Here is a 19,337-nt window from a genome sequence, read left to right as displayed (position 1 = left end):
GGGCCTCGGCGGGTGCCCTCACGACGGGCGGCGGGTGAAGCCGCGCTCGGCCGAATCCTCGCGGAACAGCAGCTTGAAGCCGGCGATGCCGCCATCGGCCTTGGTCTGGAACACCACCTTGCCGGCAGGATCGCTTCCGGCCAGGCGGGCGTCACCGTCCGGCAGATGCCAGCTGAAGACATCGCCGGACCAGGGCCGCACGGTCATCGGCATCCGGTTCGGCCCCAGCGGCAGCACCAGATGGTCGCCGTCGACCGAGACCGTCGCCGGGCCCAGCGCCGGCTCCTCATAGGCGCCGGCATAATCCTGCAGCGGCCGCGGCGAGATGGCCGCGGCGGGGCGGACATAGGCCTTCGCCTCGGCCGCGATGCCGGCGTCGGCCGCCGCCAGCATATCGCTGCCGTAATCCCGTTCCGGGTTGCCCTGCAGCAGGTCGTGGAAGCGCATCGCGACGGCATCGCCGGGCGGGCTCTTGCCGCCCAGGCTGGTCAGCACGACGATCCCGGCCCGGCGTTCCGGGTCGAAGCCGACATGGCTGCCGAACCCGGGGGTGCTGCCATTGTGCCAGACCACGCGGCCGCCCGGCAGCGACGACACCACCCAGCCCGAGGCGTAGCTGGCGATGGGCGAGATCGGGATCTGCGGGATCCGCGTGTGCTTCAGCGCCTTCTCCCCGACGATCCGCCGGCCTTGCAGCTCGCCGCCATTGATCTGCATGCGCAGCCAGCGGCCCATGTCGTTGACGCTGGAGTTCAGGTTGCCGGCGGCGCCGACGGCGTAGAAGTTCGGCAGCAGCGGGATCGGCCGGATCGTGCCGTCCACCGGGGCATGCCCGCTGGCGTGGTTTTGGTTGCTCAGGAGCCCGTCCTCGGTCGCGGTGGTCGACGGCATGCCCAGCGGCTGCAGGACGCGGTCGGACAGGAACGCCTCCCAGGACGGCGCGCCGGACGCGGCGGCGACCAGGCGCGCGGCCTCCAGGTGGAACACGTTCTGGTAGCCGAAGGTCAGCCGGAAGCCGGTCACCGGCTCATGGCGCAGCGCCGCCAGCATCTCGTCGGCCGAATAGCCCAGCCCCACCATCTCGCCGATGACATAGGGCCGCAGCCCGCTGCGCTGGGCCAGCAGGTCGATCACCCGGAACTCGCGCGTCACCCAGGGATCGGACAGGCGGAAGGTCGGGTCGTGGTCGATCACCCGGTCCATCCAGCCGATCTTGCCTTCGTCGACCAGGATTGCCTCGGTCGTCGCGGCGAAGGCCTTGGTGTTGGATCCGATCTGGAACACGGTGTCGGCGTCGACCGGATCGTTGCCGCCCAGCACCCGCACGCCGAAGCCCTTGGCGTAGACCAGCTGGTCGTCGGCGACGATGCCGATGGCGACGCCGGGCATCTGCCACCGCTGGATGGTGCTGTTGGCATAGGCCTCGAAGGCGGGCAGCAGCGCCTCGACCTCGGCCCGGCTGACCGGCGCGGCGGCCATCGGCCCCGCCATCATCGTCACGGTCAGCAGCCCGTCGGCCGGCCGGATGATCAAATGTGTCATGGCTGAAATCTTCCCGCGTAATCTGTGTCCCGTCGGCATCGTGAAAAAATGCGGCGCCGCCCTTTCCATGGATCGGGGGGCGGAGCGTCAGGCTATCCTGTACCCGGTCTTCACCGCGCGCCATGGCGGCGTTGTCCGCCCGCGATCGGATGTAGGAGGAAGGAATGCCGCAGCTTCGACCCGATGACCTGTCCGCCGAGGAGAAGGATGCCCTGGGGCGGGTCCATCGCCATGAGACCGGCGTCGCCGATCACGTCCGCCTGGGCCTGCAGGCCCGCGGCCTGATCGAGGAGCGGCAGGGCAAGTGGGCGCTGACCAATGACGGCAGCGTCCTCCTGGCCACCATCGGGCTGGGCAAGCTCGACGAATAGCGCGCGGCTGGTCAGGCCCGCCGCACCAGCTCCCGCATCGGCGCCGCGTCGGCGCTGCCGGGGAAGATGACACGGTCCAGCGCGTCCTGCGGCAGGCCGAGATGGTCGCGGAACACGCCCTTGGCCACGGCCCGCAGATCCGTGGTCGGGGCCAGGTCGCGGCCCTGGTACAGCTTGTCGCCGGACAGGCCCGGCCAGTCGGCCAGCACCCGTCCGCCATGCACAGCGCCGCCGGCCAGGAAGGCGACCGAGCCGGTGCCGTGGTCGGTGCCGCCGGAGCCGTTGACCGCGGCGGTGCGGCCGAACTCCGTCACCGTCAGGATCGCGGTCTGCTTCCAGGCCTCGCCCAGCCCGGAGCGCAGCGCCTGCAGCGTCGCGGCATAGGCAGCCAGCAGCCGGTCCAGCCGCTTCACCTGCTGCACATGGGTGTCCCAGCCATACAGCTCCATCACCGCGATGCGCGAGCCGGTGGGGTCGGCAAGGAACCGGCCGGCGGCCTCCGCCAGCTGCAGGTCCGCCCCCGCCGCGGCCGGCGCCATCGGGCCGCCGGCCATCGCACCCTGAGCGGGCGAAGCGGGACCCGGCGCGGATGCGGTCTGCACCATGCCCTGGATCTGCCGGCCGAAGGCGGTGGTGTCGAGGCCGGAGGCATAGGCGGCGTGCAGCGCCGGGTCCTGGTCGTACAGCCGGGCGACCAGGTCGGGAAAGCCGGGCGGCAGGGTGGCCGGCCGGTCCGGCAGCCAGGAGGTCACCGGCGTGGTGCCGCGCAGCACCAGCGGGATGTCCTCGGCGAAGGCGATGCCGAAGCGCCGGTCGGTGGCGCCGATCAGGCCCAGCGTGCGGTTCAGCCAGCCGTCGCGGGTGCCGTCCAGCCGGGCGGCCCCGGTCTCCAGCAGGTCCTGGCCGTCGAAATGCGAGCGGTCGCGATAGGGCGAGGCCACGGCGTGCAGCGGCAGGAAACTGCCCTCGGCGTACCAGTCCTTCAGCGAGGCCAGGCCGGGATGCAGGGCGAAGCGCCCGTTCAGGTCGACCATGCCGCCATCCTGGCCGGGATCGGGCGGCACCAGGGCGCCGCGCAGCGCCTTCAGGTCGGGGTCGGCATAGGGCGGCATCGCGGCCAGCCCGTCCAGCGCGCCGCGCAGGATGATCAGCACGAAGCGCTGCTCGATCGGCGCCTTGGCCAGCAGCAGCCGGGCGGGCAGCACCGTCGCCGCGGCCGTGGCCGCGAAGCCGCCGAGAAGATGGCGTCGGGTCAGATCCATCCTCTCACCTCCTCTGGAATTCCGGGCTCAGCAGCGCCAGGGCCATGCCCTCGCGCTGGCTCGGCGCGCCGCGCAGCACGGCCTTGGTCTGCTCCGACAGGGTCGGGCCCAGCAGCGCCTCGGCGAAGGGCAGGGGCGACTGGTCGGCGACGAGGCGCGGGATCACCTGATAGCTCCATTCCATCCGTTGCATCACCAGCTCCGGCGCCAGCCAATCCGATTCGCGGTCCGGCCATCCCTGCGGCGACGGCGCATCGTAGACCTTCTGCCCCAGCCGGCGGGTCCAGTTCACCGCCGCCGTTTCGACCTCGGTCAGGTCGAAGCCACGCGCGGCCGAGACCACGAGGTCGAGCGGCGACTTGAACTTGCTCCGCACCGGCCACCAGGCCTCGGGGCTGTCGATCAGCGCCTCCGACACAGCGGCCAGGTCGCCATCGGTGTCCAGGAAGGTCTTCGCCAGGCGGTCGACCGCGGCCTGCGGCGGGTCGTCGGCGATGAAGTGGCGGGCCAGCTGGGTGGCGATGTGCCGGGCCGTCGCCGGGTGCGCGGCCAGGGCGTCCAGCGCCGCCTCGCCCTCATCCTGGCCGGCCTGCGGATAGGTCCGGCCCAGGAAGGTCTTCGGCCCGGGCTCGTGACCGCTGGGACGGAAGGCGAAGACGGTGCCCGGCGGGTCCTTGCCGCGGCCGGGCGTCCAGCCGGTCAGGATCATCGCCAGGGCCCGCACATCGGCCTGGGTGTAGCCGCCGTCGACGCCCAGCGTGTGCAGCTCCATCAGTTCCCGCCCCAGATTCTCGTTCAGGCCCAGCCCGGCCTGCTTGCCGCCCTTCGAGTTCGGCCCGACCGAGCGAGCATTGTCGAGATAGAACAGCATCGCCGGGTGCTTCACCACCGCGCCCAGCAGGTCGCGGAACCTGCCGGTGGCATAGGGGCGGATCGCCTCGGTCTCATAGGCGCCGCCGAAGGGGATGACATAGCTCTGGACGTAGGCGACGGTGAAATGGTTGGTCCAGAACTTGACCAGCCGCTCGCGGAACGGCGTGTCGCTGGCCACCGCTGACTGGATGTGCGCCACACGGTCGCGGTCGCGCAGCACCCGCGCCTCTTCCTGGTGCGGCTTGCGGCTGTCCTCGTCCGGCGCCGTCTGCACCGCGATCAGGATCTCCAGGCCGGCCTTGGTCAGCGGCATGTCGCCGGCAGGCGCCACCGGCTGGCGGATCTGCGCCCTGAGCCAGTCCCACGGGTTGTCGGCGAGGGTCTCCAGCTGTCCCGGCCGGGCGCCGAACCCGAAGCGATTCGCGGCGATCGCCGCCTGGACGAGAGACATGGTTCTCCGTCTCCGCTCTCGAACCGCCCCTCCGGCCCCTGCACGGCAGGGCGGCGGGATTCCGTCGGGCGGCGTCGTTCCGGTGGGAGCGCGCCGCCGTTGCGTCCGGTTCACTGACGTGCTGATTAAGGTAGGCTCCAATCCGCAGCAGGGCGAGGGTATCGGGCGATGGGGACGGTTGGTCGCAAGGTGCGTGAGGCGCGCATCGAGGCGGACGGCGCGGTGGCGGCGGACCGGCTGCGCCTGCTCAAGGCGCTGGAGAAGAAGATCCTCTGGCTCTCCGCCTGGACGATCCACAACGCCAACCACCTGCGGCCCAGCCCGGACGGGCTCAAGGTCGGCGGCCACCAGGCCTCCTCCGCCTCGCTGGTCACTGTGATGACCGCCCTCTATCTCGACGTGCTGCGGCCGCGCGACCGGGTGGCGGTGAAGCCGCATGCCAGCCCGGTGTTCCACGCCATCCAGTACCTGCTGGGCCAGCAGACCCGCGAGAACCTCGAGGCTTTCCGCTCGCTCGGCGGGGCCCAGTCCTACCCGTCGCGGACCAAGGACGCCGACGACGTCGACTTCTCGACCGGCTCGGTCGGGCTCGGCGTCGCCATGACGCTGTTCGCCTCGATCGCCCAGGACTATGTGGCGCTGAAGGCATGGGGCCGCGAGGCCAAGGCCGGCGGCCGCATGGTGGCGCTGATGGGCGACGCCGAGCTGGACGAGGGCAACATCTACGAAGCCATGCTGGAGGGCTGGAAGCACGATGTCCGCAACGTCTGGTGGGTGATCGACTACAACCGCCAGAGCCTGGATTCGATCGTCACCGAGCGCCTGTTCGCCCGCATCGACAAGCTGTTCGAGAATATGGGCTGGCGGGTGGTGACGCTGAAGTACGGCGGGCTGCTGGAGGCCGCGTTCCGCCGCCCGGGCGGCGATGCTTTGCGGCGCTGGATCGACGAATGCCCGAACCCGCTCTACTCGGCCCTGGTGTACCAGGGCGGCGCGGCCTGGCGCCGGCAGCTGCTGGCCGATATCGGCGGCATAGCGGGCATCCCCGAGCTGCTGGCCGACCATGACGATGCGGCGCTGGGCGCGCTGATGRCCAACCTGGCCGGCCACGACATGGAAACGGTGCTGGCGGCGTTCCGCGGCATCGCCGACGACGTGCCGACGGTGTTCATCGCCTACACCATCAAGGGTTTCGGCCTGCCCTTCGCCGGCCACAAGGACAATCATGCCGGGCTGATGAACCCGGACCAGATGGCCGCCTTCCAGGCCAGTCAGGGCGTGCCCGAGGGGCGGGAGTGGGAGCCCTTCGCCGGCATCGACGACCTGGCCGACGAGCTGCGCGCCTTTCTCGCCGACGTGCCCTTCGCCGCCGAGGGGCGGCGGCGCTTCGAGGCGGCGCGCATTCCCGTTCCGGCCGCGCTCGACGTCGCCCTGGCCGAGACCATGTCGACCCAGGAGGGCTTCGGCCGGATCATGGGCGAGCTGGCCAAGCGCGAGGACATGCTGGCCGAACGCGTGGTCACCACCTCGCCCGACGTCACCGTCTCGACCAATCTCGGCGGCTGGGTCAATCGCCGCGGCATCTTCGACCGGCACGGCCGGGCCGACGTGTTCAAGGAGCAGAAGGTGGTCTCGGCCCAGCGCTGGGGCATGTCGCCGGACGGCCAGCATGTCGAGCTCGGCATCGCCGAGAACAACCTGTTCATCAACCTCGCCGCGCTCGGCCTGACCCATTCGCTGTTCGGCGAGCGGCTGCTGCCGGTCGGCACGCTGTACGACCCGTTCATCGCCCGCGGCCTCGATGCGCTGAACTACGCCTGCTACCAGGATGCCCGCTTCATGCTGGTGGCGACCCCGTCCGGCCTGACCCTGGCGCCGGAGGGCGGGGCGCACCAGTCGATCGGCTCGCCTTTGATCGGCATGGCCCAGGACGGCCTCGCCAGCTTCGAGCCGGCCTATGTCGACGAGCTGGCGGCGGTGATGGCCTGGGGCTTCGACTACATGCAGCGCGACGGGTCGGATCCGGCGGGCGGCGACTGGGTGCGCGATCATGACGGCGGCTCCGTGTATCTGCGCCTGTCGACCCGGCCGCTGGAGCAGCCGAAGCGGGAGATGACCGAAGATCTGCGCCAGGCGGTGATCGCCGGTGGCTACTGGTTGCGCCAGCCGGCGCCGGGCGCGTCGCTGGCCATCGTCTACACCGGGGCGGTGGCGCCGGAGGCGATCGCCGCCTTCGAGCAGGTGCTGGAGGACATCCCCGGCGCCGGCCTGCTGGCCGTGACCTCGGCCGACCGCCTGAACGCCGGCTGGCATGCCGAAGTGGCGGCGGTGCGCGCCGGCCATCCGGTCGACCCCTGCCTGGCCCGCCGGCTCTTGGCGCCGCTGGCGCCCGACGCGGCGCTGGTCACGGTGCTGGACGGGCATCCGGCGACCCTGTCCTGGCTCGGCGGCGTGCACGGCCACCGGGTCAAGCCGCTGGGCGTCGAACATTTCGGCCAGTCCGGCACTATCCCGCAGTTGTACCGCAAATACGGCATCGACGCCGACGCCATCCTCGACGCCTGCGCCGCCGCGCTTCTGGGACGGTGACGGAGTTCCGCGCCACCGACGACCCGCCGGGATCTCATCGCCCGGCGGTGATCACATGGGCCCGGATTTGCCCGACGACTGGGCCGGACCCGAATCGGGCCGCGATCGCGGCGGCTGCGGCGTCGGTCGCTTCGGATAGTCGGTCGGCAGCGCGGGCCTCGATTTCCTTGCGCATCGGGGTGCCCTGGCAATATCCGATCGCGACGAACAGCGCGCTCGGGGCCGAGCTTTGCCGGGTGACCGTATCGGACGTCACCGACGTGAATCCCGCGGCTCGCAATTGGGCTTCCAACGCCGCGATGTCGTGGTGGCCGTGCGGAGTGCGCGCCAGGAACATCGGCGGATCGTCGGGGAACAGCGGCGCGACCGCTCGCACCACCAGATCGGCGAACTCGTTCGCTTCGATCCGGTCCCAGACGTTGAACAGGAAGTGCCCACCCGGCTTCAGGACGCGATAGGCCTCGGAGAACGCCCGGACTTTATCGGGAAAGAACATCACGCCGAACTGGCACACCACGGCGTCGAACATTCCGTCCGGGAACGGCAGGGCTTCGGCATCCGTCTGCCGCCACGTCACCCGGGCCGACGACAGCAGGCCCGACGCCTGATCGAGCATCGCCTGATTGATGTCCGTCGCGTCGATGAAAACGTCATCCGGCAGGGCGGACAGCAGCGCCCGTGTGACGATGCCGGTTCCGGCGGCCGTCTCGAGCACACGGCCGCGCCGCAGGCCGGTCAGCCGGGATGCCAGATCGCTCGCGTAAGGCGCAAAGATCATCGGCCCCAGATGCTGGTCGTACAATGCAGGGATGGGCCCCTGGAAGATCCGATCGGCCTCCATCTCGACAGCCCCCGTGGTCTTTTTCCAGCCTCCCTCGTGACTGGACGGCGAGCGGAACGGAAAGTCCAGCGCGAACGCCAAGCTGGGCTGCGATGGCTGATCGTCTCGAGGCGACCTGACCTACGCCTCCATCTCCACCCGGCCCAGCGACTCGATCTCGATGGCGATGCGGGCGCCGGGCTTGATCCACTGCGTCTGCACCAGGCTGCCCAGCAGCACGATCTCGCCGGCTTCCAGGCCCCGGCCGCGGCGGGCCAGTGTTCCGGACAGCCAGGCCAGCGCTGCCAATGGATGGCCCAGCACGTCCCGGCCGCGGCCGCGCCCCGCCTCGGTGCCATCGACCCACATCCGGCCGGAGAGAGCCGCCAGGTCCAGGCCGCGCCAGCCGGCGACCGGCAGGCCCAGAACGCAGCCGGCCTGGAAGAAGTCGTCGGCCAGCAGGGTCGGCGCGCCGAGCGCAGCGAAATCGGCGTAGCGGTCGTCGACCACCTCGATCGCCGGCAGCACCGATTCCACTGCTGCCGCCAGCGTCTCATGGCCTTGTTCCCCCGGCGGCAGGTCGCGGCCGATGCGGACCGCGATCTCGCATTCGACGCCGATGCGGTGATGCGCCGCCGCCGGGAAGCGACCAGGGCTGTCCTGGACATCGGCCTGGAAAATGCCGCCCTCGCAGGGCTCCGGGATGCCGAGGAAGCGCTGCATCACCGAGGTGGTGCAGCCGATCTTCCAGCCGATCCGTGGCCCCAGCCGGGCCGACAGCCGCTCATGCACCGCATCCTGCAGCCGGCGGGCGGCGGCGAGGTTGGGCGGGCGCAGCGCCTCGGGCAGGCCGGGGAAGGCACCGGGCCGCAGCCGGTGGCCGGCGAGGATATCGGCGGCAGCCTGGAGGTCCATCGCGCACTCCATTGGTCGGGCTTTTATCCTCATGCTACGCTCATTCGTCGGACAAGAGGGAGGACGCCATGGCCGGGGTGCTGCTCGTCACCGGCGCCGGGCGGGGAATCGGCGCCGCCATCGCCCGCCTGGGTGCCGCCCGGGGCTGGCGCGTCGCCGTCAATTACGGCCGGTCGCGCGCGGCGGCGGAAGCGCTGGTGACGGAGATCGTGGCGGCCGGCGGCGAGGCTGCGGCCTTCGCCGCCGATGTCGGCGACAGCGCCGCGGTGACGGCGATGTTCGCCGCGATCGACCAGACGCTCGGTCCGGTCACCGCCTTGGTCAACAACGCCGGGGTGATCGGGCCGGTGACCCGAATCGACGCGATGGACGACCCGCAGGGGCTGGCCGCGGTCTACGCCACCAACGTCTTCAGCCTGTTCTACTGCAGCCGCGAGGCGATCCGCCGGATGTCGCGGCGCCGGGGCGGGCCGGGCGGCGTGATCGTCAACATCTCCTCGGTCGCGGCCCGCCATGGCGGGCTGCCGCAGGAGGTGGCCTACGCCTCGTCCAAGGGCGCGGTCGATTCCTTCACCACCGGCCTGGCGCGGGAGGTGGCGGCCGACGGCATCCGCGTCGTCGGCCTGCGCCCGGGCCTGACCGACACCGACATCAACGACGACCATGTCGGCGGCAAGACCGTGCTCGGCGCCGTCGCGCCGACCATCCCGATCGGCCGCATCGGCCGGCCGGAGGAGATTGCCGAGGCGGTTCTGTTCCTATTATCTGACGCAGCGTCCTATATGACGGCGACCACGATCGACGTGTCGGGGGGCCGCTGATCCCACCCTATTTTTGTCAAATCATTGCAACGCGGGAGATTTCGGCGACAATGGTCCAGGATCCAAAGAAGGTCGAAGACCGCGGCATGAAGAAAAACGGTTATCCTTCCGCCGGCCTGCACGGCCGGGTGGTCCACGATATCGGCGCCCGGATCGTATCCGGCCAGATTCCCCCGGGAGATACATTGCCGAGCGAAGGCGAGCTGGCCGAAACCTACGGTGCCAGCCGCTCGGCGATCCGCGAGGCGGTGAAGGTGCTGGCGGCCAAGGGGCTGGTCGAGCCGCGGCGCCGCTCCGGCACCCGGGTGCGGCCGCGCGAGGCCTGGAACCTGCTCGACCCCGACATCCTCGGCTGGCATTCGCCCGAGGCGCTGATCCCGAGCTTCCGGCGCGACCTGGTCGAGCTGCGCTGGGCGATCGAGCCGGCGGCGGCGGAGCTGGCGGCCCGCCGGTCGCAGCCCGAGGACCGGGCGCTGATCCAGGAAGCGCTCGACGAAATGGAGAAGGCGGGGGAGGACCCGAATGCCTTCTACCGCGCCGATGTCCGCTTCCACCTCGCCGTCTTCGCCGCCAGCCGCAACGCGCTGATCGAGCGGCTGAGCACCATCCTCGGCCCGCTGCTGACCATGAGCTTCCAGGCCCAGGCGCGGCGCAACCGGGCCTTCCAGCTGGCGGTCGGCGACCACCGCGCGGTCTATGAGGGCATCGCGGCGGGTGACGCCCGGGCGGCGCGCAAGGCCATGCAGTTCATCATGAATCAGAGCGCCCGCGAGCTGGAGGCGGCCAGTCCCGAGGCTGCGATCGCTGCCGACGCACCGGCCTGATCGGAGGACGGCGGCGCGGGTTGCCAGCGCCGCCGTCCTCCGCAACAATCGCGGCCGGCTCGAATCCGGACGGGTGCCGCGAAGCGGTGCGCCCGAACCATAACAATCGCCATCACATGATCGATGTAGGGGGAGACGCATGACCAAGCTGAACGGGCTGTTCCAACGGACCGTCCTGCTCGCGGGGCTGACAGCCTGCTTCGCGCTGCCGGCCGGCATGGCGCCGGCGGCCGATGCCTTCCCGTCGCGGACGGTGACGCTGGTGGTGCCGTTCGCGGCCGGGGGCTCGACCGATCTGATCGCCCGCATCATCGCCGAGAAGATGACCGAGGATCTCGGCCAGACCGTGATCGTCGAGAACAAGGCCGGCGCCGGCGGCAACATCGGTGCCGATGCCGTCGCCAAGGCCGATCCGGACGGCTACACCATCCTGATGGGCACGATCGCGACCCATGCGCTGAATCCCGCGGTCATGAAGCAGATGCCCTATGACCCGGTGAAGGACTTCGCGCCGGTCTCGCTGCTGGTGCTGGTGCCCAACGTGCTCGAGGTCAACCCCGAGCTGCCAGTCAAGTCGGTGCAGGAGCTGATCGCGCTGCTGAAGTCCAAGCCGGGCGAGTACAGCTACGCCTCCTCCGGCATCGGCACGCCGCTCCACCTGTCGGGCGAGCTGTTCAAGCGCTTGGCCGGCGTCGACATGATCCATGTGCCCTATCGCGGCGCCGGGCCGGCGCTGAACGATGTGGTGGCGAACCAGGTGCCGATCATGTTCGACAACCTGCCGTCCTCCACCGCCTTCATCAAGGCGGGAACGCTGCGGGCGCTGGCGGTCACCACCAAGACCCGCTCGGCCAGCTTCCCCGACCTGCCGACGATGGAGGAGGCCGGGGTGCCGGGCTACGAGACCTACACCTGGAACGCGATCTTCGCCCCGGCCGGCACGCCGCAGCCGGTGATCGACCGGCTGAACGCCGCGGCGGTCAAGGCGGTGAAGGATCCGGCGACGCAGCCGCGCCTGGCCGAGCTCAGCGCCACCGTGGTCGGCTCCACCCCGGACGAGCTGGCCAAGCATGTGGTGGCCGAGCTGGCGAAATGGGCCCCGATCGTCGAGGCCTCCGGCGCCGCCGATTCGCAGTAACCATCTGACAGGAGCTCCGCCGATGCCGATCGACACCCGCCGCCTGGGACGCACCGATGTCGAGGTGACCACGCTCGGCTTCGGCACGGCGGCGCTCGGCGAGCTTTTCGTCACGGTGCCGGAGCCGCAGGCCCATGCCACGCTGCAGGCGGCCTGGGATGCCGGCATCCGCTATTTCGACACCGCGCCCTGGTACGGGCTCGGCTTGGCCGAGCACCGGCTGGGCAGCTTCCTGCACGGGCAGAAGCGAAGTGAGTTCCGCGTCTCCAGCAAGGTCGGGCGCTGGCTCAGGCCGTCGCCCGACCCGGAGAACTTCCACTCCGACAAATGGGCCGGCGGCCTGCCATTCGACGTGGTCTTCGACTACGGCTATGACGGCATCATGCGGGCGGTGGAGCAGATCTGGGCGCGGCTGACGCTGCCCCGGATCGACCTGCTGCTGATCCACGACCTCGACCTGCTGCACCATCCGACCGACGCCCGGGTGCGGGCGCATCTCGACCAACTCTCCGCCTCCGGCTGGCGGGCGCTGGAGCAGCTGAAATCCTCCGGCGTGATTGGCGCGGTCGGCGCCGGCATCAACGTCATGGGCATGATCCCGAAGCTGCTCGACGCCGCCGATCTCGACGCCTTTCTGGTGGCGATGCCCTACACGCTGATGGACCAGGAGCCGCTGGCGACGGAGTTCCCGCTGTGTGAGAAGCACGGCGCCGGCATCGTCATCGGCGGCGTCTTCGCCTCCGGCCTCCTCGCCACCGGTCCGATCGAAGGCGCCAAGTACAACTACCGGGACGCGACGCCGGAGGAGCTGGAGCGCTGCCGCAAGATCGAGCGGGTCTGCGCCGCGCATGGCGTGCCGCTGGCCGCGGCGGCGCTGCAGTTCCCGCTCGGCCATCCCAGCGTCGCCTCGGTCATCCCGGGAGCGCTGTCGCCGGAGCAGGTCACGCGCAACGTCGAGAATTTCCGCTACCCGATCCCGGCCGGGCTGTGGTCGGATCTGAAATCCGAAAGCTTGATTCGCGCCGACGCGCCGACCCCGTGAGCGGGCCCGGCCGCAAGCCGGGAAGGGATTGTTTCAATGCGGGTGGCATCGATCGGCGAGTGCATGATCGAGATCGCGGTGAAGCCGGGCGGCGACGCCCAGCTGGCCAGCGGCGGGGACACGCTGAACACCGCGGTGTACCTCGCCCGCCAGGGCGTCGCGGTCGACTATGTCACCGCGCTCGGCGACGACCCGTACAGCGACGAGATGCTGGCCCGCTGGCAGGCGGAAGGGGTGGGGACCGGGCTGGTGCCGCGCCTGCCCGGCCGGGTGCCCGGCCTCTACATGATCCGCACCGACGATAAGGGCGAACGGACCTTCCACTACTGGCGCGACCGGGCGCCCGCGCGGGAAGTCTTCGAGATCCCAGGTGCGGGGGAACTGGCCGAAACGCTGGCCGGCTACGACATGCTCTACTTCTCCGGCATCACCCTGTCGCTGTACAGCGACCGCGGCCGCGACGCCTTCCACGCGGCGCTGTCGGCGGCCAAGGCCAAGGGCGCGCGCATCGCCTTCGACGGCAACTATCGGCCGCGCGGCTGGCCCGATAAGGCCAAGGCGCAGGCCGTGTTCGCGCGGTTCCTGGCGCTGGCCAGCCACGCGCTGCCGACTTTCGACGACGAGCAGGCGCTGTTCGGCGACGCCGACCCGCAGGCCACCATCGCCCGGCTGCGCGGCTATGGCGTCGGCGAGATCGTGGTGAAAAGCGGCGGCGAGGGCTGCCACATCGCCACGGCCGAGGGCGTGACGACGGTGCCGGTGCCGGCGGTGGTGACCCCGGTCGACACCACCGCGGCCGGCGACAGCTTCAACGCCGGCTACCTGGCCGGCCGCTTCGCCGGGCTGGAGCCGGCGGCCTCGGCGCTGCGTGGCCACCGCCTGGCCGCGGCGGTGATCGGCCATCGCGGCGCCGTGGTGCCGCGCGAGGCCATGCCGGACTTCGCCGGCGGCCCGGCAGCGTGATCTTCGGCTCTCGTCGGGCCGCCGCAATTTGCTATGCTGCGGCGCAACCCGAACGCCCGCTGACCGATCGAGACCTGCCATGACCGTCGACGCCATCATCGCCCGCGCCCCGATCATCCCCGTGCTGACCGTCGAGACCGTGGCGGCGGCGGTGCCGCTGGCCCGCGCCCTGGTCGAGGGCGGCCTGCCGGTGCTGGAGGTGACGCTGCGCACCAAGGTCGCGCTCGAGGTCATCGCCGCCATGGCGGCGGAGGTGCCGGGCGCGATCGTCGGCGCCGGCACCGTGCTGTCCCCGGCCGATCTGGAGGCCTCGCGCAGGGCCGGCGCCGTGTTCGGCGTCAGCCCCGGCCTGACCCCGGCCCTGGCGCGGGCGGCGGAAGGCTTCCCGTTCCTGCCCGGCGCGGTGACGCCATCGGAGATCATGGCCGCGCGCGACCTCGGCTATGGCGTGCTGAAGTTCTTCCCGGCCGAGATCTATGGCGGCCAGTCCGCGCTGTCGGCCCTGGCCGGCCCCTTCGCCGACATGCGCTTCTGCCCGACCGGCGGCGTCCGCGAATCCAACCTGCGGGCCTATCTGTCGCTGCCGAACGTCGTCGTGGTCGGCGGCACCTGGATCGCCGGCAAAGCCGAGGTGGCGGCCGGCGACTGGGCGGCGGTCGCCGCCCGCGCCCGCCGCGCCGTGGCCATCGCCCGGGGCGAGGAGGAGGCGTGAGCGAGGTGCCCGCATTCACGCTGCGGGCGAGCCGGATCGATGACGCGGCCGGGCTGACCGAGCTGCACAGCCAGCCGCGCTTCCGCTGGGGCACACTGCGGCCGCGCTACCCGTCGATCGACGCGGTGCGGAAATGGCTGGAGACGCGGCCATCCGACAATCCTCACATCGTGGCCGAGTTGGACGGGCGGATCATCGGCGATGCCGGGCTCGACCTCGGCAAGGGCCGCCGGTCCCGTGCGGCATCGATCGGCATGGGCGTGCATGACGATTTCACCGGCTGCGGCGTCGGCACGGCGCTGATGGCGGCGCTGGTGGACGCCGCCGACAACTGGCTGGACCTGAAGCGGCTGGAGCTGACGGTCTGGACCGACAACGCGCCGGCCCTGGCGCTCTATCGCAAATTCGGCTTCGTCGAGGAAGGCGTGCTGCGCGCCTATGCCTATCGCGACGGCGCCTATGTCGATGCGCTGGCGATGGCGCGGCTGCGCGGGATCGGGTAGGGAGCGCCGCGAAGGGAGGGCAACTCGATGAGCGCAGAACGGAAGCCAGCCACGGCAGTGGTCGTCGTCGCGTATATTCTCGACGTCTTGACGGTGTTTTTCGGACTGGGCTTTCTGGTCGGATGGCTGACAGGCGGATTGACCAGCAACGGCTTTGCCCTCAACGGCTTTCCGGCGCTCGTGCTGTTCGTTCTGATCATCGCCTATTTCATCATCTGCCACCGCTATCTCCGCGGGACGCTCTGGCGCCACATCCTGCGCGCGCCACGGCCCGTTGCGGAGCAATAGCCGAGGTCGGATCCGCCTTTAGCGAATCCGACCGACAGTTCTTCAATGCGCCGAGGCGGTGAAGCTGGGCTCGGCCAGGCCGCTCTGCTGCAACTGGTCGACGATCTGTGCCTTCAGCCGCTCCAGCCCGGCCTCGTCGCCGCTTTCGGCGCGGGCCACCAGCACGTCCTGGGTGTTCGAGGCGCGCAGCAGCCACCAGCCGTCCGCCGTGGTCACGCGGGCGCCGTCGATGTCGTTGACGTCGGCGCCGGACCGGCGCAGCCGGGCCATGACCTCGTCGATCACCGCGAACTTCCGGCTCTCATCGATCTGGAAGCGCACCTCGGGGGTCGAGACGGTGCTGGGGAAGGTGTCGCGCAGCGCTGCCAGCGTGCCGCCGCTGCGGCTGACCTGGGCCACCAGACGCACGCCGCAGTACAGCGCGTCGTCGAAGCCGTACCATTTGTCGGCGAAGAAGATGTGGCCCGACATCTCGCCGGCCAGCGGCGAGTTCACCTCGGCCATCTTCGCCTTGATCAGCGAATGGCCGGTCTTCCACATCAGCGGCGTGCCGCCCAGCTTCGCGATCGCGTCGAACACGGTTTTGCTGGTCTTGACGTCAGCGATCACGGTGCCGCCCGGGTACCGCGGCAGCACGTCGATGGCGTAGACCGCCACCAGCATGTCGCCCGGGATGATCCGGCCCTGGCCGTCGATGGCGCCGATGCGGTCGGCGTCGCCGTCGAAGGCGATGCCGAGATCGGCCTTCACCTCTGCCACCTTGGCCTGCAACGCCACCAGGTTGTCCGGGATGGTCGGGTCCGGATGGTGGTTGGGGAAGCGGCCATCGATCTCGTCGAACAGCAGGATGTGCTTGCCCGGCAGCTTGGCGGTCAGGCGGCGCAGCACCTCGCCGGCGGCGCCGTTGCCGTTGTCCCAGACCACGGTGAGGTCGCGGGTGCCGTCATAGTCGCGCCGCAACCGCTCGACATAGAGGTCGCGCAGGTCGAGGTCGCTGACCGGGCCCGCGCCCGTCTCCAGGTCACCGGCCGTGGCGAGGCGGCCGATCTCCAGGATCTGGTCGCCATAGACCGGGCCCGAGCGCAGCACCATCTTGATGCCGTTGTAGTCCGGCGGGTTGTGCGACCCGGTGACCATCACCCCGGCATCGGCGTCCAGGTGCTTCTGGGCGAAATACAGCATCGGCGTGGGGCCGAGGCCGACGCGCACCACCTCGATGCCGGTCGAGGCCAGTCCCTGGACCAGCGCCGCCTCCAGCTCCACCGAACTCAGCCGGCCGTCATAGCCGACCACCACCTGCCGGCCGCCCTTGCGCTTGACGATGGTGCCGAAGGCAGCGCCCACCGCCCGATAATCCGCGGCGTTCAGGGTTTTGCCGATGACGCCGCGGATGTCGTATTCGCGCAGGACGGTCGGGTGGAAGTTGTGGGTCATGATCGGGATACGGTCCTCGGAAGGGTCTTGTGGTGTCAGCCGGCCGAGCCCGGAACCGGGCGGCCGATGCTGTGGTAGCTGAATCCGGCTGCCTGCATGTCCGCCGGCTTGTATACATTGCGCAGGTCGACGAAGACCGGGCCGCCCATCAGCTTGATCATCCGCGCCGGGTCGAGGGCGCGGAACTCGTTCCATTCGGTCAGCACCACGGCGCCGTCGGCGCCATGCAGCGCCTCATAGGCGCCGGCCGCGTAGTCGATGTCGGTCAGCAGCTTGCGCGCCTCCTTCATCGCCGCCGGGTCATAGGCGCGGATCTTGGCCCCGGCCCGCTGCAGCATCGGCACCACGGCCAGGCTCGGCGCGTCGCGCATGTCGTCGGTGTTCTGCTTGAAGGCGAGGCCGAGCACGGCGATGACCCGGCCGGCGACGCTGCCGCCGAAGGCGGCGATCACCCGCTCCGCCATATCGACCTTGCGCGCCTCGTTGACCTCGATGACGGTCTCGATCAGGTGCTGTGGCGCCCCGGCATCACGTGCGTTCTGCACGAAGGCGGCCGTGTCCTTGGGGAAGCAGGACCCGCCATAGCCCGGGCCTGGATGCAGGAATTTCGGCCCGATGCGGTTGTCCAGCCCGAGCGACCGGGCGACGTCATGGACATTGGCGCCGACCTGCTCGCACAGATTGGCGACCTCGTTGATGAAGGTCACCTTCATCGCCAGGAAGCTGTTGGCGGCGTATTTGATCAGCTCCGCCGTCTCCAGCGCCGTGACCACGATCGGCCGCTCGATCAGGTACAGCGGCCGGTAGACGTCGGACAGAACCTTGCCGGCGCGCTCGCCTTCGGTGCCGATGACCACGCGGTCCGGCAGCATGAAGTCGCCGATCGCCGAGCCCTCGCGCAGGAATTCGGGGTTGGAGGCTATGTCGAAATCGGCGTCCGGCCGGGCCTGGCGGATCGCCTCGGCGACCTTGCGGCCGGTGCCGACCGGCACCGTCGACTTGGTGACGATGACGGTATAGCCGGTCAGCGCCCGGGCGATCTCCTCGGCCGCGGCGAAGACATAGGTCAGGTCGGCATGGCCGTTGCCGTGCCGGCTCGGCGTGCCGACGGCGATGAACACCGCATCGGCGCCGTCGACCGCCGCCGCCAGGTCGGTGGTGAAGGACAGCCGGCCGGCGGACGCGTTCTTCGCCACCAGCACGTCGAGACCCGGCTCATAGATCGGCATCTCGTTGCGCTTGAGCTGCTCGATCCGGCCGGGATCCTTGTCGACGCAGACGACGTCATGGCCGAATTCCGAGAAGCAGGCGCCGGAGACGAGGCCGACATAGCCGCTTCCGATCATTGCGATGCGCATGGGGCCGCGTACTCCAATAGTCCGCCGGTCGGGCCGGCGGGGGTCACAGATAACGGGAAACAGCCTCGCGCAGGGCGACGGACAGGTCCGGCCGGTCCAGCCCATAGGCCAGGTTGGCGGCGATGAAACCGACCTTGTCGCCGCAGTCGAAGCGGTCGCCTTCGAAGCGCACGCCATGGAAGGGCTGGCTGCCGATCAGCCGGGCCATCGCGTCGGTCAGCTGGATCTCGCCGCCGGCGCCGCGCTCCTGGCGGTCGAGATGGCTGAACACCTCCGGCTGCAGGATGTAGCGGCCGACGATCGACAGGTCGGACGGGGCCTCCTCCGGCTTCGGCTTCTCGACCAGGCCGGTGACCTCGGCCACCGTGCCGTCGTCCTGGCCGATCGCCAGGATGCCGTAGCGCGAGGTCTGGGCCTTGGGCACCTCGCGCACCGCGATCAGGTTGCCGCCATGGGCGCCATAGGCCTTCACCATCTGCGCCAGCAGCGCGGTCCGGCACTTGAAGATCTCGTCCGGCAGCAGCACCGCGAAGGGCCGGTTGCCGACCAGGTGGCGGGCGCACCAGACGGCGTGGCCGAGGCCCAGCGGCTGGGCCTGGCGGACGAAACTGAACTGGCCGGGCGGCAGCTCGGCGTCGCGCGCCGCTTTCAGCTGCTCCGTCTTGCTGCGGGCCTCCAGCGAGGCGTAGAGCTCGGCGTTCTCGTCGAAATGGTCCTCCAGCGCGGTCTTGCCGCGGCTGGAGACGAAGACGAACTCCTCGATCCCGGCGGCCTTGGCCTCTTCGACCGCGTATTGCAGCACCGGCTTGTCGACGACGCAGAGCATCTCCTTTGGCACTGCCTTGGTGGCGGGCAGCGACCGGGTGCCGAGCCCCGCGACGGGGAAGACGGCGACCTTGACGGGTTCAGACATGAATGCCTTCTCTGAAACTCGGAACACCCGCTATGAACGCTTCACATCCTGCCTTGTGCCACAGAGCGGGGCGAAAGGGAAATCGGGCGGTGTCCGGCGTTACGGCAGCACCAGAGGCGCCAGATACTGCCTTATGTTAGCCTCGAACTGGCGGTCGAACTCATTCATGCCGTCCTGCAGCAGGCCGGCCTCGGCGCGGCTCTGGTCGGCGACGCTGGAGCCGTCGGTCACGGTGGTCGAGCGCTCGACCCGGACATCGGCATAGCCGCCGGTGATGTTGCCGACGGCGCCGACCTCGAGCCGGGCGGTCAGCCGCAGGGTCAGCTTCTGCGAGGGCTGGTCGCGGAACATTGCGGTCAGTCCACCCTGCGTCGCCAGTTGCTCCCGGGTCAAGCTGGCCTCTTGGATGATCAGCTGGCCGATGCCGGCGCGGCCCCCGGCCTGCAGCCGGGCGGCGCCCCAGCCGCGGATCGCCGCCGCCGGGTTCTGCGCCGGTTGCGCCGCCGCCGGCACCGACC

Annotated in this window: 19 protein-coding genes; 10 read left to right on the top strand and 9 right to left on the bottom strand. The window is 70.3% G+C overall.

Annotated elements, in window-relative coordinates:
* Positions 1-18: 18 nt before the first annotated feature.
* Entirely contained in the window at positions 19-1,542 is a 1,524-nt protein-coding gene (locus AB4Z01_RS22045; RefSeq protein WP_441697607.1) for a serine hydrolase, read from the bottom strand.
* A 164-nt stretch (positions 1,543-1,706) separates the two neighbouring features.
* Between AB4Z01_RS22045 and AB4Z01_RS22040 the strand changes: the two genes are divergently transcribed.
* On the top strand, positions 1,707-1,913 hold the full coding sequence (locus AB4Z01_RS22040) for a hypothetical protein (protein WP_441697605.1): 207 nt from the start codon (positions 1,707-1,709) through the stop codon (positions 1,911-1,913).
* 11 nt (positions 1,914-1,924) lie between these two features.
* On the opposite strand, the gene AB4Z01_RS22035 is transcribed toward AB4Z01_RS22040, so the two are convergent.
* Positions 1,925-3,175: a DUF1501 domain-containing protein gene (locus tag AB4Z01_RS22035; RefSeq protein ID WP_441697603.1), complete on the bottom strand. Its 1,251-nt coding sequence runs from the start codon at positions 3,173-3,175 to the stop codon at positions 1,925-1,927.
* Positions 3,176-3,179: 4 nt separating this feature from the next.
* On the bottom strand, positions 3,180-4,499 hold the full coding sequence (locus tag AB4Z01_RS22030; RefSeq protein ID WP_441697601.1) for a DUF1800 domain-containing protein: 1,320 nt from the start codon (positions 4,497-4,499) through the stop codon (positions 3,180-3,182).
* Between the two features lie 168 nt (positions 4,500-4,667).
* On the opposite strand from AB4Z01_RS22030, the gene AB4Z01_RS22025 reads away from it, so the two are divergent.
* Positions 4,668-7,088: a transketolase gene (locus AB4Z01_RS22025; RefSeq protein WP_441697599.1), complete on the top strand. Its 2,421-nt coding sequence runs from the start codon at positions 4,668-4,670 to the stop codon at positions 7,086-7,088.
* 34 nt (positions 7,089-7,122) lie between these two features.
* Here the strand turns inward: AB4Z01_RS22025 and AB4Z01_RS22020 are convergent, their stop codons facing one another.
* On the bottom strand, positions 7,123-8,010 hold the full coding sequence (locus AB4Z01_RS22020; protein ID WP_441697597.1) for a class I SAM-dependent methyltransferase: 888 nt from the start codon (positions 8,008-8,010) through the stop codon (positions 7,123-7,125).
* Between the two features lie 39 nt (positions 8,011-8,049).
* Positions 8,050-8,823, bottom strand: coding sequence for a 2-keto-4-pentenoate hydratase (locus AB4Z01_RS22015; protein WP_441697595.1), 774 nt, complete (start codon positions 8,821-8,823; stop codon positions 8,050-8,052).
* A 68-nt stretch (positions 8,824-8,891) separates the two neighbouring features.
* On the opposite strand from AB4Z01_RS22015, the gene AB4Z01_RS22010 reads away from it, so the two are divergent.
* From AB4Z01_RS22010 to AB4Z01_RS21975, 8 genes are all read left to right on the top strand, one after another.
* Positions 8,892-9,644 carry an SDR family oxidoreductase gene (locus AB4Z01_RS22010; RefSeq protein ID WP_441697593.1) on the top strand — a complete coding sequence of 251 codons (753 nt, stop codon included), beginning with the start codon at positions 8,892-8,894 and terminating at the stop codon, positions 9,642-9,644.
* A 50-nt stretch (positions 9,645-9,694) separates the two neighbouring features.
* Positions 9,695-10,468: a FadR/GntR family transcriptional regulator gene (locus AB4Z01_RS22005; protein WP_441697591.1), complete on the top strand. Its 774-nt coding sequence runs from the start codon at positions 9,695-9,697 to the stop codon at positions 10,466-10,468.
* 139 nt (positions 10,469-10,607) lie between these two features.
* Positions 10,608-11,606, top strand: a complete 999-nt coding sequence (locus AB4Z01_RS22000) for a Bug family tripartite tricarboxylate transporter substrate binding protein (protein WP_441697589.1) — start codon at positions 10,608-10,610, stop codon at positions 11,604-11,606.
* Positions 11,607-11,628: 22 nt separating this feature from the next.
* A complete protein-coding gene (locus tag AB4Z01_RS21995; protein WP_441697587.1) occupies positions 11,629-12,648 on the top strand; it encodes an aldo/keto reductase in 1,020 nt (339 codons plus the stop codon).
* A 36-nt stretch (positions 12,649-12,684) separates the two neighbouring features.
* The gene (locus AB4Z01_RS21990; protein ID WP_441697586.1) at positions 12,685-13,611 is read left to right on the top strand and encodes a sugar kinase; all 927 of its coding nucleotides are present in this window, start codon (positions 12,685-12,687) and stop codon (positions 13,609-13,611) included.
* A 79-nt stretch (positions 13,612-13,690) separates the two neighbouring features.
* Positions 13,691-14,323 carry a bifunctional 4-hydroxy-2-oxoglutarate aldolase/2-dehydro-3-deoxy-phosphogluconate aldolase gene (gene eda / locus AB4Z01_RS21985; protein ID WP_441697585.1) on the top strand — a complete coding sequence of 211 codons (633 nt, stop codon included), beginning with the start codon at positions 13,691-13,693 and terminating at the stop codon, positions 14,321-14,323.
* Positions 14,320-14,826: a GNAT family N-acetyltransferase gene (locus AB4Z01_RS21980; RefSeq protein WP_441697583.1), complete on the top strand. Its 507-nt coding sequence runs from the start codon at positions 14,320-14,322 to the stop codon at positions 14,824-14,826. The genes eda and AB4Z01_RS21980 overlap by 4 nt, the downstream gene beginning before the upstream one ends.
* A 27-nt stretch (positions 14,827-14,853) precedes the next feature.
* Positions 14,854-15,114 (top strand): hypothetical protein, encoded by a 261-nt coding sequence (locus AB4Z01_RS21975; protein ID WP_441697581.1) that lies wholly within the window; start codon positions 14,854-14,856, stop codon positions 15,112-15,114.
* 42 nt (positions 15,115-15,156) lie between these two features.
* On the opposite strand, the gene pgmG is transcribed toward AB4Z01_RS21975, so the two are convergent.
* The 4 genes from pgmG to AB4Z01_RS21955 form a co-directional block, all read right to left on the bottom strand.
* A complete protein-coding gene (pgmG, locus tag AB4Z01_RS21970) occupies positions 15,157-16,548 on the bottom strand; it encodes a phosphoglucomutase/phosphomannomutase PgmG (RefSeq protein WP_441697580.1) in 1,392 nt (463 codons plus the stop codon).
* Between the two features lie 35 nt (positions 16,549-16,583).
* Positions 16,584-17,906, bottom strand: coding sequence for a UDP-glucose dehydrogenase family protein (locus AB4Z01_RS21965; protein ID WP_441697579.1), 1,323 nt, complete (start codon positions 17,904-17,906; stop codon positions 16,584-16,586).
* A gap of 43 nt (positions 17,907-17,949) precedes the next feature.
* Entirely contained in the window at positions 17,950-18,819 is an 870-nt protein-coding gene (galU, locus tag AB4Z01_RS21960) for a UTP--glucose-1-phosphate uridylyltransferase GalU (RefSeq protein WP_441697577.1), read from the bottom strand.
* 99 nt (positions 18,820-18,918) lie between these two features.
* Positions 18,919-19,337: hypothetical protein (locus tag AB4Z01_RS21955; protein WP_441697575.1), on the bottom strand; the 419-nt coding region annotated here is incomplete at its 5' end.

The organism is Inquilinus sp. YAF38, from assembly GCF_052113205.1.
Lineage (GTDB): Bacteria > Pseudomonadota > Alphaproteobacteria > DSM-16000 > Inquilinaceae > Inquilinus.
The sequence above is the reverse complement of the archived record's forward strand: the minus strand, read 5'-3'. Positions and strand labels throughout refer to the sequence as shown.